This window comes from Aminobacter sp. SR38 (genome assembly GCF_014843375.1).
Taxonomy (GTDB): Bacteria; Pseudomonadota; Alphaproteobacteria; order Rhizobiales; family Rhizobiaceae; genus Aminobacter; species Aminobacter ciceronei.
In genome coordinates, this window is record NZ_CP062112.1 from 3946528 (window position 1) to 3960734 (window position 14207).

At 64.2% G+C, this 14207-nt stretch carries 15 protein-coding genes; 7 read left to right on the forward strand and 8 right to left on the reverse strand.

What is annotated here, in order from left to right:
- Positions 1–46: 46 nt before the first annotated feature.
- Positions 47–1045 (reverse strand): DUF2125 domain-containing protein, encoded by a 999-nt coding sequence (locus tag IG197_RS19380; protein WP_192314375.1) that lies wholly within the window; start codon positions 1043–1045, stop codon positions 47–49.
- A 56-nt stretch (positions 1046–1101) separates the two neighbouring features.
- Between IG197_RS19380 and IG197_RS19385 the strand changes: the two genes are divergently transcribed.
- Both IG197_RS19385 and IG197_RS19390 read left to right on the forward strand, forming a co-directional pair.
- Positions 1102–1620, forward strand: a complete 519-nt coding sequence (locus tag IG197_RS19385; RefSeq protein WP_192314378.1) for a gamma-glutamylcyclotransferase — start codon at positions 1102–1104, stop codon at positions 1618–1620.
- Between the two features lie 73 nt (positions 1621–1693).
- The gene (locus IG197_RS19390; protein ID WP_192314379.1) at positions 1694–2749 is read left to right on the forward strand and encodes a bifunctional transcriptional activator/DNA repair enzyme AdaA; all 1056 of its coding nucleotides are present in this window, start codon (positions 1694–1696) and stop codon (positions 2747–2749) included.
- A 9-nt stretch (positions 2750–2758) separates the two neighbouring features.
- Here IG197_RS19390 and IG197_RS19395 read toward each other — a convergent pair whose 3' ends face one another.
- The 5 genes from IG197_RS19395 to ftsE form a co-directional block, all read right to left on the reverse strand.
- Positions 2759–3193, reverse strand: a complete 435-nt coding sequence (locus tag IG197_RS19395; protein ID WP_192314382.1) for a hypothetical protein — start codon at positions 3191–3193, stop codon at positions 2759–2761.
- On the reverse strand, positions 3190–3975 hold the full coding sequence (locus tag IG197_RS19400) for a 1-acyl-sn-glycerol-3-phosphate acyltransferase (RefSeq protein WP_192314384.1): 786 nt from the start codon (positions 3973–3975) through the stop codon (positions 3190–3192). The genes IG197_RS19395 and IG197_RS19400 overlap by 4 nt, the downstream gene beginning before the upstream one ends.
- A 105-nt stretch (positions 3976–4080) precedes the next feature.
- Positions 4081–4698 carry a YdcF family protein gene (locus IG197_RS19405; RefSeq protein WP_246765191.1) on the reverse strand — a complete coding sequence of 206 codons (618 nt, stop codon included), beginning with the start codon at positions 4696–4698 and terminating at the stop codon, positions 4081–4083.
- Between the two features lie 173 nt (positions 4699–4871).
- A complete protein-coding gene (locus IG197_RS19410) occupies positions 4872–5885 on the reverse strand; it encodes an ABC transporter permease (RefSeq protein WP_192314386.1) in 1014 nt (337 codons plus the stop codon).
- Positions 5878–6537: a cell division ATP-binding protein FtsE gene (ftsE, locus tag IG197_RS19415; protein ID WP_067957659.1), complete on the reverse strand. Its 660-nt coding sequence runs from the start codon at positions 6535–6537 to the stop codon at positions 5878–5880. Before ftsE ends, IG197_RS19410 begins: the two co-directional genes overlap by 8 nt.
- A 439-nt stretch (positions 6538–6976) precedes the next feature.
- Between ftsE and IG197_RS19420 the strand changes: the two genes are divergently transcribed.
- The 3 genes from IG197_RS19420 to IG197_RS19430 all read left to right on the forward strand — a co-directional run bounded on the left by IG197_RS19420 (position 6977) and on the right by IG197_RS19430 (position 8423).
- The gene (locus IG197_RS19420) at positions 6977–7408 is read left to right on the forward strand and encodes a hypothetical protein (protein ID WP_246765192.1); all 432 of its coding nucleotides are present in this window, start codon (positions 6977–6979) and stop codon (positions 7406–7408) included.
- 9 nt (positions 7409–7417) lie between these two features.
- The gene (gene hpt, locus IG197_RS19425) at positions 7418–7960 is read left to right on the forward strand and encodes a hypoxanthine phosphoribosyltransferase (RefSeq protein WP_067957665.1); all 543 of its coding nucleotides are present in this window, start codon (positions 7418–7420) and stop codon (positions 7958–7960) included.
- Positions 7961–8027: 67 nt separating this feature from the next.
- Positions 8028–8423, forward strand: coding sequence for a response regulator (locus tag IG197_RS19430; protein ID WP_192314390.1), 396 nt, complete (start codon positions 8028–8030; stop codon positions 8421–8423).
- Here the strand turns inward: IG197_RS19430 and IG197_RS19435 are convergent.
- Positions 8390–9334 (reverse strand): DMT family transporter, encoded by a 945-nt coding sequence (locus IG197_RS19435; RefSeq protein WP_192314392.1) that lies wholly within the window; start codon positions 9332–9334, stop codon positions 8390–8392. The two genes, IG197_RS19430 and IG197_RS19435, sit on opposite strands and share 34 nt — an antisense overlap.
- Positions 9335–9640: 306 nt before the next feature.
- On the opposite strand from IG197_RS19435, the gene IG197_RS19440 reads away from it, so the two are divergent.
- Complete coding sequence (locus IG197_RS19440; RefSeq protein ID WP_067966130.1) at positions 9641–10501, forward strand: LysR substrate-binding domain-containing protein; 861 nt, start codon at positions 9641–9643, stop codon at positions 10499–10501.
- 96 nt (positions 10502–10597) lie between these two features.
- Entirely contained in the window at positions 10598–11224 is a 627-nt protein-coding gene (locus IG197_RS19445; RefSeq protein ID WP_192314394.1) for a glutathione S-transferase family protein, read from the forward strand.
- Positions 11225–11515: 291 nt separating this feature from the next.
- Here the strand turns inward: IG197_RS19445 and IG197_RS19450 are convergent, their stop codons facing one another.
- Positions 11516–14101, reverse strand: coding sequence for a TIGR02302 family protein (locus IG197_RS19450; RefSeq protein WP_192314396.1), 2586 nt, complete (start codon positions 14099–14101; stop codon positions 11516–11518).
- Positions 14102–14207: the final 106 nt, after the last annotated feature.

Consider the following 14207-nt stretch of genomic DNA (forward strand, 5'->3'; position numbering starts at 1 on the left):
AGGGGAATAGGGGATCGTCCCCCTACTCCCCTACTGCCTTACTCCCCTAATCTACCGCCGGCACCATGCCGAGCGGAATGAAGCCCAAAGTCGCCTTGCCCTTGACGATCTTGAGCGGCAGGGTCGGCGCGTCGCCGAGCAAAGCGAGGCCGGTGAAGGCGGTCTCGAACTGCTTGGCCTGCTCCGGAATGACCTGAGACAGGATGCGCGACAGCTCGCGCGGGTTCTGGATCGTCACCTTGAGATCTGCATCGATCAGCCCATCGTCGCCGACCGACCATGGGCCACTGAGTGCGACGCCGGTCGTACCGCCCGACGTCAGCGTCAGCGAGCGAATGCTGCCCGACTGGCCGCGCAGCGCCGGCTGCCTGCTTTCCACAAGGGCAACACCATTGTTGAGCGAGGTGTCTGCGCTGCCGTCGAGCTTGGGCAGCGTGCGTCCGCCGATCGCCTGCGGGTCGATCTGCAGACCGGTGAAGGTACCGGCGAGATCGATGTCGGCGCCGTTCGGGCGCAGATGCGTCTGCGTCTGCTCGGCGGTGAACAGCGGCTTGGCGACGCCGTCGATGAACGCTGCCTGGCCGGAAAGCTTGAGCGTTTCGACCGAGATTCGCTCTGGCAGGGGTTTTGCGATCCTGGCGCTGGCATGCAGCAAATCCCAGTTGAATTGCAACTGAGGCAGGTCGGGCGCGGCGATCCTGAGCGGGCCGTCGATCTCCAGCACCGAGTGCATAGGTTGATAGACCTGGGCGGCGGTGCGGAAACTGCCGGCGCTGGCCGAAATCCTGCGCCCCGCATCCTCGTAGTCCAGCCGGTCGCAGAACAGGCCGATGCGGAACGGAAAACCCTTGATCTCTGGGTTGGCGCATTCGAGCGACACGCCATCGCGGTTGATGCCGGCGATCGCCTTGCGCACCTCGCTCTCGGCCTTGCCGGCGAACCAGAACCATCCGGCGCTGTAGCCGCCGAACAGGAGCACGATGAAAAGCCCGAGCCACATGAAGCGGCGGCTGTAGTTTGCTCTTGGTTCCTGACTTGACGGCATGCTCGGGCTCTCGCTAACGCGGTTCTGTTCACCGCGATCACCAACAGGCTGGCGATATGGGCGATTTTTGGGTTTTTGGCTACGGTTCGTTGATATGGCGGCCAGGTTTCGCGCATGTCGAGACGCGCCGTGCCCGGTTGATGGGGTTTCGTCGTTCGCTCTGCATCCGCTCCTGGGTCCATCGTGGCACCGAGCAGCGGCCGGGCCTGGTGCTCGGCCTCGACCGTGGCGGCTCCTGCGTCGGCCTCGCCTTCCGCGTGCCGGGCGACCTGCGCGACGAGGTGCTTGCCTATCTCAGGGACCGCGAGCTCGTCACCAGCGTCTATCTCGAACGCCAGCTGACCATCCAGCTCGATGGCGGCGGAAAGGCGGAGGCGGTGTGCTACATCGCCGACCGCAAGCATCATCAGTATGCCGGCAATCTCGACGCGGCGCACGCGGCCGAAATCGTCACCGGAGCCGTCGGCCAGTCGGGCCGCAACGAGGATTATGTGCTCAGCACCGTCGAGCATCTCAGGGCGCTCGGCATTCGCGACCATTGGCTCGAAGAGGTGGCACGTCTGGTCGGCAAATAGTTCTGTGTCAGGAGGCAAAATCAACGCCCGTTTTTCGGCGGCGCGCCGAGCGGAGACGCGCTAAGGATCGGCCATGCTGTTCCAACGCCCCGATGACGACACGCTTTATGATGCCCTGATCGCCCGCGATGCAGGCTATGACGGTTTTGCCTATGTCGGCGTCAGGACGACCGGCATCTTCTGCCGTCTGACCTGCTCGGCGCGCAAGCCCAAGCGCGAGAACGTGCAGTTCTTCGACACCACCGCCGAATGCCTGCATGCCGGCTTCAGGCCCTGCTTGCGCTGCCGGCCGATGATGGGCTCGGGCGAAGCTGAGCCACTGGTCGCAGCGCTGGTCGAAGCACTCGAACGCGAGCCGGAGCGGCGCTGGCTGGAGGCCGATATCGTCGCCATGGGCCTCGATGCCTCGACAGTGCGCCGCGCCTTCAAGCGTCGTTTCGGCATGAGCTTTCTCGAAATGGCGCGGCTGCGCCGGTTGGGGCAAGCGGCAGAGAGGCTGACGTCAGGTGACAGCGTCGTCGACGCCCAGGTCGAGGCGGGTTTCGATTCCGGCAGCGGATTTCGCGCGGCTGTCACCCGGCTGCTCGGCGAGGCGCCGGCCAAGCTGCGCGGCAAGACCATGCTCAAGGCCGACTGGATCGAGACGCCCATCGGCCCGATGATCGCGATTGCGGACCAGCATGCCCTTCACATCCTCGAATTCCTCGAGCGAAAGGCGCTGGCGACAGAGGTGCGCAAGCTGCAGGCGGTCACCGGCTCGGCCATCGCCTTCGGCAGGGCCGCACCGATCGATCAGATCGAGGCGGAACTCTCCGCCTATTTCGCTGGCACGTCTGCAGAGTTCGCAACTCGGCTGGCACCGCAGGGCACGTCCTTTGAACGTCAGGTCTGGGACGGCTTGCGCCGCATTGCTGCGGGCGTCTGGGTGACTTATTCCGGCCTCGCCGCCGAGATCGGCAACCCCGCAGCCATACGTGCGGTCGGCCGCGCCAACGGCGCCAACCCGATCGCCATCGTCATCCCGTGCCACAGGGTGGTCGGCGCCAGCGGCGACCTGACGGGCTATGGCGGTGGCCTCTGGCGCAAGCGCTGGCTGCTCGAACACGAGCGGCGAATGGTACCGGGCTAATCAGGATGGTCACGCGCGAGTAAGCCGTCTTTCTATGTACGGACCAGAAGTCGAAACCACATCGATGACGTGATCCGCGCAAATAAGCTCCCAGTGCGAATATTTTCCCGGGAAATCGTCGGACGCGAAGGTTGACGCCCCGACGAAATCAAGGAAGGCCGATTGCGATCGCACTAGCAGGCGATCATCACAATCTGGCCGATTATCCGACTGCCAATAGCTCTCGTTGCGAACCGCATAGGCAATGTAGGAATCCCACGTCAGTTGCCAGGACTGTTCGTTGGTTACCGGCATGACTGGTCGGGCTATGAAGTCTGTCCCAGGAACTGTTGTTGCGTTCTCCTGGGCACTCGCCTCTGCCACGACAACGCGAAGGACGTTCGCCTCCGGCTCCCCGATTTCTTGCAGGAAGAATGTTCGGCGGCCGGTCGGGAACAGTGTCACGTGTTTACGCCCAGTTCCTTCAGCCGCTTCAGCGCCGTGGGCGGCATGGGGGGCGGGTTCTTCGAGCGGGCGGCTTCGATCAGGAACTCGTCGCAGGCGGCCTCGGTCTCCGAGATCAGGCGCTGCATGAATTCCTCGCGCGAAAGGCCCGCCGGAATCGGCTTCAGGAAACGCGCCTTGATGGTGCCGGGGTAACGCAGGAACTTGCGACGCGGCCAGTATAGGCCGGCGACATGGGCGACGGGCACGACGGGCATGTTGAGCGCCGCATAAAGTTCGGCGATACCCCACTTGTAGGCCGGCTCGTCGCCGGGCGCGCGGCGGGTGCCCTCGGGATAGATGATCAGTTGGCGGTCGTTCTGCATTTCCCGGCGGGTTGCCACGACAACGGCCTTCAGGGCTGCCGAGCGCTTGCCACGGTTGACCGGGATCATCTTCATTTTGGCGATGTACCAGCCGAAGAACGGGATCCACATCAGCTCGCGCTTGAGGATGTAGAGCGGGTCGCGCAGGTAGGGGAAAAAGGCGATGGCGTCCCAGAACGACTGGTGCTTGGGCGCCAGGATGAACGAACCCGCAGGCAGGTTCTCGAGCCCCATGACCTCGCTCTTCGTGCCAGCGATCTTTTCCTGCAGCCACAGGCTCGAACGCGCCCAGAATTTGGGGACCAGCCAGGCGCGGTGGCGTGGCGACAGGAAATAGTAGGGCGTCCAGAAGATCATCTGGGCGATCAGGCTGACATAGAAGACGAAGTTGAATGCCAGCGAGCGGATATGGAGCATTGGTGAGGGGCGCCTGAGGACGGGATTTCGCCGTTGGTTACACCAAGCCGTCCAAAAAGGAAAACGCCGCTTCGCCTTGGAATGAGCTTTTGCGTGGCAGAGTGCCTATTCGGCGGCGGCCTGCACCACGACCATGCCGTCCGAGGTCGGCTTGACCGGCACGATGCCGCGCGCCAGCGCCAGCAGGTACTTGTTGTATTCGGTGAACAGCACGCGGAACGCTTCGGGCTTGGTCAGCCATCGGCCTTCGCCAAGCTTGGAGTTGACGACCGGGTAGGGCTCCAGGCTGGCCTTGCGCAAAAGCCGGCCCATTTCCAGCATGCTGCGCGGCATGTGGTAGTTGTTGGTGACGAGGATGACACGGGCGTAGTCGTGGCTTTCGACCCATTTGGCGCTTTCCTCGGCATTACCGATGGTGTCGAGCGCGGCGCGGTCGATGTCGACACGGTTGAACAGCGACTTGTCGCTGCGAGTCGCCAGCTGCAGTTGCCGGCGCGTCGCCGAGGGATGGACGCCGCTGATCAGCAGGCGTTCGCCTTTGCCGGCCTTGAGCAGGTCAAGTGCCGCATCCAGCCGCGACTGGCCGCCGGTCAAAACGATGATGGCGTCGGCCTTTGCAGGGTTGGCCGGCGTGGTCAGTCGACTGACATGGGTTGCAAACAGCGCGAAGCCACCGGTGAAGATGAAGGCTGCTGCGACGAGGATGAACAAAATGCGGCGCAAAAAAACACTTCTCCGGCGCGGCTTGAGCCCGGCCGGGTAGGTTTTTGATCCGGAAACCGTCCCCGATGCGGCGAGCGCGTTCTGACCCATCACGAAGCCATGGTTAAGCAGGGATTGCGGCTTTTGCAGCGCCTATCTAAGCACATTCTGCAACAAAGTGACATCATCGGTGATCACATCCTTTCCGGATGCTGCACGTCGATGTCGCCGAGATAGCTGACGACGGTGAAATGTGATGTCGCGGCAGTCAATGCGCCAATGACAGCGACGATCACGGCGACGCCGAGATAACCGTTCAGGCCGATGGCGAAGTTGCCGAACAGGGCGGTTGCCTGGTCGGCTTCCGGCGTCGCGAGATTGAGCGACGACCACCACGAAAAGATGATGAAGACCACCACAGCGGCAACGCCACCGGCGGCCGCACCCGTCATGCCGGTGAGCAGGAAGTGACGGCGGAACTCGCTGGCTATGAAATTGGCCTCGGCGCCGACGAAATGCAGCACCTCGATGATGTGGCCGTTGCCGGCCATGGCGCCACGCGTCGCAAACACCACAGACAGCACAGTCGCTGCCAGCATCAGCACCAGCACGCCGGTGCCGATGGTGACCGTCGTGCGCGCCATCGCCACCAGCCGGTCGACCCAGGTGCGGTGATCGTCGAGCGTGGCGGTTGGCACCTTGGGGCTGATCGCCTGGCGCATCGCGCCGAAATCGGGCGGGCTGCTCTGGTCGATGGTGACGATCACCAGCCGCGGCACCGGCAGCTCGTCGATGTTCAATCCCGAGCCGAGCCACGGTTCGAGCAGCCGCGCGGTAGCGGCGCGATCGACGATCTTGGTGCCGCTGACGCCGGCGAATTCGCCGGCGATGCGTGCGGCCGTCTCCAGTGCCGCCTCCATGTCCAGCCCTTCGGCGGGCTTGATCTGGATCGTCGCCTCGCGGGCGATCTGGTTTTCCCACACCGAGGCGGTGTCGCGCACCAGCGTGACCGCACCCAGCGTCAGGCACGACAAGAACGTCATGATGGCGATGACCAGCACCAGCGCACGGCCGGCGATGTTCTGTGACGGCACGATGGGGGCGGTCTTGCGCTGCAGCCTTGGCGCCGGCTGCTGGAGCGGCGCATCCTCGAATTCGTCCTCGAATTCCTCGTCGTGTGTGCTGCTGTCGGCTTGGGCCTCAGTCATAGATGTCGAGCCTTCCGCCGGCGAGAATCATGCGCCGAGCATCGACCTGGTCCATCAGGCCGAGATCGTGGGTTGCGATCACCACCGCGGTGCCAAGCCGGTTGAGCTCGATGAACAGCCTGAGCAGGCGCCGCGCCAGTGGCGGGTCGACATTGCCGGTCGGCTCGTCGGCCAGCAGGATCTCGGGCTGCTCGATCAGCGCGCGGGCGATCGCGGCGCGCTGCTTTTCGCCGCCCGAAAGCACCGGCGGCAGCACATGCATGCGCTCGCCGAGGCCGACCCATTTGAGCAGTTCGGTGACGTCGGTGCGGTAGCTTGCCTCTTCGCGCCCGCGCACGCGCAGCGGCAACGCCACATTCTCGTAGGTGGTCATGTGGTCGAGCAGGCGGAAATCCTGGAACACCACGCCAATACGCCGGCGCATCAGCGGCAGCTCGGTGCGCGAGATGCGCGAACGGTCCTTGCCGAAGACGCTGATCAGGCCACGCGTCGGCTTGAGCGACAAAAACAGCAGCCGCAGCAGGGTGGTCTTGCCCGCGCCCGACGGCCCGCTCAGGAACTGGAACGAGCGCTCGGGGATGTGGAAGGAGATGTCACGCAGGATCTCCGGTCCCATCCCGTATCTGAGGCCGACATTCTCGAAGCGGATCACGTGCTGCAGACCTTGAACTTGCGAAACATTGGGAACTTACGAAACCCTGGGAACTTGCGAATCCACGGAGATTCATCGGGACCCTGGCTGCCCGTTTCTACGAAACGACCATGGGTCCGCATGGTTAAGAGACGGTTAATTTTCCGTCCGGAATGGGGCGCCGAAGCACCTCGGTGGCGAAGCATTAACCATTTCCGTTTACCCCCTCTCGGCAGAATGTCTAAGGGGTCTGATGGCTGAGCAGCGGAAAGCACGCCCGGTTTCCGGCGAAATCATGACCGATGACGGCCGCGACACATCCGCCCAACCCCGGCGCGCGCCTGCCTTGGACATTATCGACGCCGATTTCGAAGTCGTGGCTCGCGCCGATCGCCGAAACGAATCATCCGCCGTCCAGACTGTCCTCGCCACTCAGCCAGCCAATCGGGGCGGAATGGAGATGCTCAGGCCAGCGCATTCGCGGCTGGACGCCCGGCCGACGCGCGGCGGGCCGATCTTCTGGCTCTCCGGTATCTCCTTGGTGGCAATGGCGTTTTGGGTCGCCGGCGGACACCAGGTGCTGCATGCTGCGGCGTTTCCGCTGTCATGGCAGGCGCCGAAGCTGCGCCTCGCCGACGTCGTTTCGCGCATCGACAGCTCCGGCCGCAAGCCGCTTCTGCTCGTCGACGGCACCGCCTTCAACGACGGAAACAGGGCGGCATCGCTGCCGCCGATCGTCATCGCCGTCACCGGCGATGACGGTAAAGTCCTGCGTTACAGGCTGGGGACAGGCACGGTTCCGGTGGCAGCCGGCGCAAGATGGGACTTTTCGAGCCGGCTCGACGTGCCTATGAACGGGGTAAAGACCGTCACGGTCGCTTTCTCGGAATAGGATGCTGTCATGCCTGTTGTGCGCGACAAGGAAATCGAAGTGCTGTTCTCCGCCTCGGCGATCGCACGGCGCAATCTCGAACTCGCCAAGGATATCGCGGCGCACGACTACACTGACCTTCTGGTCATCTCCGTGCTGAAGGGCTCGTTCATCTTCGCCGCCGACCTGATCCGCGCCATGCACGACGTCGGCCTGTCGCCGGAGGTCGAATTCATCTTCATTTCAAGCTATGGTGCCGGCACCACGAGCGGCGAGGTCCGCGTGCTGCGTGACATCGACAACGAGGTTGCCGGCCGCGACGTCCTGCTGATCGACGACATTCTCGAATCGGGCAAGACGCTGAAGTTCACCCGCGAGCTGATGATGTCGCGCGGCGCCAAGAGCTGCTCGATCGCTGTGCTGCTCGACAAGCGCATGCGCCGCAAGACCGACCTCAATGCCGATTATGTCGGCTTCGACTGCCCCGACTATTTCGTCGTCGGCTATGGCATGGATGTGGCGCACGCCTTCCGCGAGCTGCCCTTCGTCGGAGTGGTCAAGGGCGAAGACTGATCAGCCGCTAATCACAAATTTTGCGGCATTCAGGAATCGTCAACCAGTCGCGGCAAATATCGCCGCCATGGCAAAACTTCTGATCGTTGAGGACGATGAGTCCGTCCGCACTCTCGCAGCCCGCGCGCTCGAACGCGCCGGCCACAAGGTCGACGTCGCTTGCGATGGCGCCGAAGGGCTCGACTCCATTCACGCAGAGCGCGGCGGGTACGACCTGATCGTCTCCGACATCCGCATGCCGGAGATGGACGGCATCAAGATGGCGCAGAATGCAGCACGCGCCTATCCCGGGCTGCCGATCCTGCTGATGACCGGCTATGCCGACCAGCGCGAGCGCGCAGAGGAACTCGACGCCATCATCATCGATGTGGTGCAGAAGCCGTTCACGCTCAACGACATTCGTGACCGCGTTTCGCGGGCGCTGGCTGCTCAGTCGGCAGTGGCGCTCGCCGGCGCCGCCTGAGGCGTCCGCGTCCCGACATTCAGCGCGAATATACCGGCGCCGACGATCAGCAGCGCGCCGATCACCGTGCCGGTTCCGGGCACCTCGGCGAAGAACAGGAAGCCCCACAGCGGTGCCCACAACAGCCCGGTGTATTCGAAAGTCGCCGCCTTGTTGGCGGGCGTCAGCCGATAGGCTTGGCCAAGCAGCACCATGCCGACAGCGGCAATGATGCCGCAGGCGCCCATCATCAGGAAGTCGGGCAGGCTCGGCCAGATCCATGGCCGCATCAAAAAATCGAGGCTGGGATGGCCTGTCTGCTGGAAGCCGGCGGCCGAGAAGATCGTGGTGATCAGCACGGCGCCGAAGAGATAGGCGGCGTTCTGGTAGAAGGCCATTGTCGTCGCACTTTCCGTCACGCCGACCTTGCGCGCCATCAGCTGCGAGAAGCTGTAGAGAAACGCCGAGGCGAGCGACAGCAAGGCCGCCCATTCGAAGATGCCGGCGCCGGGATCGACCATGATGACCACACCGAACAGCCCGACCGTGCCGGCGGCAAGGCTTTGCCACGGCACCCGTTCGCCGAGATAGGGACCGGCCATGGTCATGATCAGCAATGGCGTCAGGAAGAAGAGCGCCGCCGCATCGGCGATCGGCAGCGCCGGGATCGCCAGGTAGTAGGCGCAGTAAGACACGAACAGGATCGTCGAGCGCGTTGCGAGGAAGCGCCAGTTGGGCGAGGCGAGTGCCGGAAGCCCGACATCGCGATGCACCAGCAGGAGCAGGATCGGCAACGCCACCACGGCGCGGATCAGCAGCGCTTCGCTGACCGGATAGGTGCCGGCCACGGCCTTGATCAGCGCGTCCTGGATCGAAAACACCAGCACGCCCAGGCAAAGGCAGAGGATGCCGAGAAGCGTTCTGTTGTGCATGGTGCAGGAGTGCCTGGCTAAGAGGTCGTCCCGATATTTGTACCTTGAGATCGGGCAGAACGAGAGCGCTTGTCGGCGCCTCCTGTTGGGCCAGCGGCGACAGCGACTGGCGCACAGCTGCCCCAAAAAAATACCCGCCGGCAAGATTGCGGCGGGTGAAAGTGAGGACGGTATTACCAGTCCGCAGCCGCATCTCTTGCGACCACCTTCCAATGGGTAGCGGGACTATTCCCCGCCGTTTGACACGATGCAAACGAATTGGAATGATGGCAGCCATTAGAATTTCTTATGGCTGAAAACGTTTTCATGACCGCACGCCTCGACAGCGACCTGCTGCGCACCTTCCTCGCGGTTGCCGAGAGCGGCAATTTCACCCGCGCGGCCGAAGGTGTCGGGCGCACCCAGTCCGCGGTCAGCATGCAGATCAAGCGCCTCGAGGAGGTCGTCGGCGAGGTGCTGTTCACGCGCGGCGCGCGCGGCGTCGCCCTGACCGAACGCGGCACCGAGCTCGTCGGAAATGCGCGCCGCATCGTTGCCCTGCTCGATGAAACGGCGTCGTCGATGCGCGCGGCGCCGCTTGGCGGACCGGTCCGCATTGGCATCCCCGAGGAATATGGCCAGCCTGTTCTGTCGCGTGCCCTGGGTGCCTTTGCCAAGCGCCATTCGAAGGTGGAGGTGACGGTGCGGTTCGGCTATTCGGTCTCCCAACTGGCTTCGCTCGCGGCCGGCGAACTTGATCTTGCCGTGGTCTTCGAGTGGCAATTTCCATCGGGCGCCGAAGTCCTGATGAATGACCCGACGGTCTGGGTGACCTCCATTCACCACCAGCTGCATCTGGAGCGGCCGCTGCCGGTTGCCATGTACACTCGCCACGGCTGGTCGCGGGAGTATGCGCTTCGCTCACTCGAGCAGCGCGGCATCGATTACCGTTTCGCCTACACCAGCGATACCACCAACGGCCTCTCCCTTGCCGTCACCGCCGGACTGGCGCTGGCGCCGATGGCCCGCAGCAACATTCCACCGGATTGCCGCGAGCTGACGGAGGCCGAAGGCTTCGGGGCGATCGACACGACCAGGGTCGTCATGCATCGCAATCCGCGCGCCAACAGCGAAGCCGTCGACGCCATGGCCGACGCCATCCGCGAGGCTTTCCATCAGCGGCGCTGATCGCTGGGAACAAGCCGTATCCTGCCATGCCTCCTGACAAAAGGCTGTCAGGAGACCAATGTTATGCAGGCGGCATTCTGAAATGAGGAGGAAGTGATGATCACCTTTTACCACGCGCCCTGGTCGCGCGCGTCCAACGTGCTTTGGCTGCTTGAGGAACTCGGCACCCCCTACACGGTCGAGAAGGTCGATATCCGCGCACCTGGCGGGGTGCCGGAAGAGTATCGTTCGATCCAGCCCAACAAGAAGGTACCGGCGATCATCCACGATGGCATCCTGGTCACCGAGCGGGCGGCAATCTGCACCTATCTCTGTGATGTCTTCCCCGAGGCCGGCCTTGCACCTGCCATAGGCGACAAGCTGCGCGCGCCTTACCTGACCTGGCTCGTCTATGCCGATTCGGTGTTCGACCCAGTGCTGGCGGCCAAGGCGCATGGTCACGAATTCATGGGCAGCGGCTATTCCTACGGTTCGTTCAGCGAGATGGTCGACAATCTCGAAAGGACGCTGTCCTCGCGCCCCTACATCGCAGGCGACAGCTTCACCGCAGCTGACACTCAGATCGGCGGCGGCATCAATTTCGGCATCCGTGTGCTGAAGACGCTGCCCGAGAAGCCGGTGTTCCTGGACTATGTCGAGCGCTTGGCAGCACGCCCCGCTTTTCAGCGTGCCAGTCAGAAGGATTTTGCGATGGCGCAGGAGGCGGGCATGGTTCCCGGCTGAGGCTGGGTGTGCGGCGCCAAGGCGTGAGCGATTTGAGCATTACGCCTTCGAACTCGCGCCTCTCGCACCCCTCTCTGTCCCGCCGGATCTCCCCCGCAAGGGGGGAGATCATGCCGTCATCGACCCCCACCGCCAACCACCAGCCACACGGCCCGTTGCTACCATGTGACAGGATGAGCAGTGCCGGTGACGAGACTAATCTCCCCCCTTGCGGGGGAGATGTCCGGCAGGAAAGAGAGGGGTGGGACGGAGTGCGTCGGTACAGGAGGAGCAAACGTAGTGAGCTCCCGGCTACCGCAGCTCCAGCAAGCGTTCGAGATAACTCCGCTCCAGTTCGGGGCTGAGCGCATTGCCCAGGCGCTTGCGGATGGCGTCGAGGATCTGGCGGGCGCGCTGCACGTCGATCTCGTCGGGCACCTTGGTCGAGTCGCCGAAGTCGGGACCGGTGGTGGCGCGGGGCCGGCCGAGCGGGTCGCGGTCGGCATTCTGCTGGCGGCCGCCTTCGCCGCTGCCGCCCTGGTCGCCCTGCATGGCCTGCATCTGCTGCATCATGTCCTGGGCGCCCTTGCGCAGCGCTTCGAGCGCGCGGCCCTGGTGGCCGACGGCGCGTTCGCTTTCGCCCTTGCCGAGTGAACCCTCGGCCTGGTTCATCGATTCCCCGGCGTCGCCAAAACCTTCGCCCGGCTTGATGCCGAGGCCCTCGAGCCCCTTCATCAGCGCTTCGAGGTCCTTTTCCAGCTGCCCTTGGCCCTGCTGCAGCTGCTTCATCGCGTCGGCAAATTCCTGCGGCGTCATCGGCCGGCCCTGCTGGCCCTTGTTTTGCTGGCCTTGCTCGCCCTGTTGCTGCTGCTGGCCGGGCTCGCCGTTCTCGCCGAAGGGATCGCTCTGCTCGCCTTGGCCGCGCTGCATCTGGTCCATGCGGAAGGTCTCGTTCATCATCTCCTGCTGGCGCCGCATGATCTCGCCGAGCTTGTCCATCTGCTGGCGCATCTCGGAATTCTGCTGGCCCTGCTGACCCTGCTGCCGTTTGCCGGCCTGCAGGTTGTTCATCATGTCCTGCAACTGCGACAGCAACTCGCGCGCCTGGTCGCGGTTGCCCGACTTGGCGAGGTTCTCGATCTGGTCGAGCATGCGCTGCAGGTCGCTCTGGCGCAACTCCTGGGCCGGCGTCTGGTCCTGCGCGGTCTTGTTCTGCTGGTTGCGTTCGGCGAACTCGCGCAGGAAGTCGTTCATCGCCTCGCGCAGCTCGGCCATCAGCTTGTCGATTTCTTCGTCGCTGGCGCCGCGTTCGAGCGCGTCCTGCAAGGCCTGCTGGGCCTGGCGCAGGCGCTTTTCCGCCGCCGACAGGTCGCCGTCCTCGATGCCGAGCGCCACCTGCCAGAGATAGGTGACCACCTCGCGCAGTTGGTCGTCAGAGCTGGCCATCTTGAGCCGCGAGCGGGCGCTCATCAGCGCCAGGTAGTGCGAGAGATTGTCGATCGTGTCCTCGGGCCGCAGTGTGATCGCGTCCATCAGATCAAGCACGCGCCGCTTGGCGTTGGCGTCGAGCGCCAGCAGGCGCCGCTGTTCGATCACCGCCCGGGCGAGCGGGTTGGTGAACGGTTTTTCCGGCAGGATGATCGTCTTGGTTTCGCTCTTGGCTTCCTGGCCGGCATCGTCGCTAACATGCAAGGTGAGCTTCACCGAAGCACCAGCCCAGACATGCTCTGTCAGGTCGCGCGTCGCCTTCACCGGCTTCTTGGTCGCACCACGGCGGGGCAGGGAAAGCGGCATTTCGGGCGGGCCATAGAGCGGGCGTGCATCCACCGGCTGCGCGTCGGCAAGGGCGAAGTCGGCCTTGGCCGAGGCCGCGCCATAGTCGTCCTCGATATTGTAGGTCAGTTCCAGCGTGCCGTTGACGGCGCGTTTGGGCTCACCGACGAAGCTGATTTTCGGCGCGCTGTCGGGAATGACGGTGAAGGCCCAGCTGTCGAGCTCGTCGTCGCCGGATTTCAGCGTGAGCTTACCCTGGGCGGTGAGCTTTTCGGCAAACTGCCTGACCGTGGCAACCGGGCCTGTCGCGACAGGCGTTGCTGCGTCGGTGTTGACGCCATTGGGTACGATGTCGCGCACTGTGCCTGCGGCATCGGTGAAGGCGAGCGTTTCGTCGCCCGAGCCGCCGGTGACGCGTAGCGACAGTTCGCTGCCCTCGGGCACGTCGATGACAGGAACGTCCCTGCTTGCATCGGCGGTCAGGAAGATCGGTGCCTTGCCGGTATATGTCGGCGGCGTCACCCAGGCGTCGATGCGCGGCGGCACAGTGTCGTGCGCCGCATGCGCCCGGAAGGCGTCGCCCAGCCGGCCGCCGGTCGGGCCGAAGGAAAATGCGAAGGCGCAAACGAACAACAGGGCAGCGGCGGCGCGAAGTGCCCATGGGTCGCGTTCGGGTACTTGCGTCCGGGGCAGGTCGCCGCCCAGCGTGCCTAGCCGTTCGGCCATGCGCTTCTGGTGCTCGCGCCACAAGGCGTCGGCAAAGCTGTCCGGCTTGCCCGATGGCTTGTCGGTCTGGACCTGCACCGGCGTGTGCAGCAGCTGGTTGGCGCGTTCGAGACGGCGGTCGATCTCAGCCCAGTTCGGCAGGCGGAAAAAGCGCAGCGGATAGAGCGAGGCCAACGCGGCTGCGACGAAGGTCACGGCCAGCCCCAGTCGCGCCATGTCGGGCAGGAGCCGGAACAGGCCGAGCCAGGACAGACTGACGAACAGGCTGGCAATAACGATCAGCGGCAACACCAGCGGCCAGCCGCGCTCGACGATCATCGCCGTGGCGATAGCCAAGCGCGTCCTGCCCAGGCCGGCGGCAATGCTACGATGCAGCGCTGGTCGTGTCGGTTCCGTCATCGGCCCTTCCGCTTGGGCGGCGCGGGATGCAGCCACCCTGCCTCTGGGAGAATACCATCAATCGCGGCGAAGGCGAGGCGACCAACGTAATCGTGAAGCTCAACGC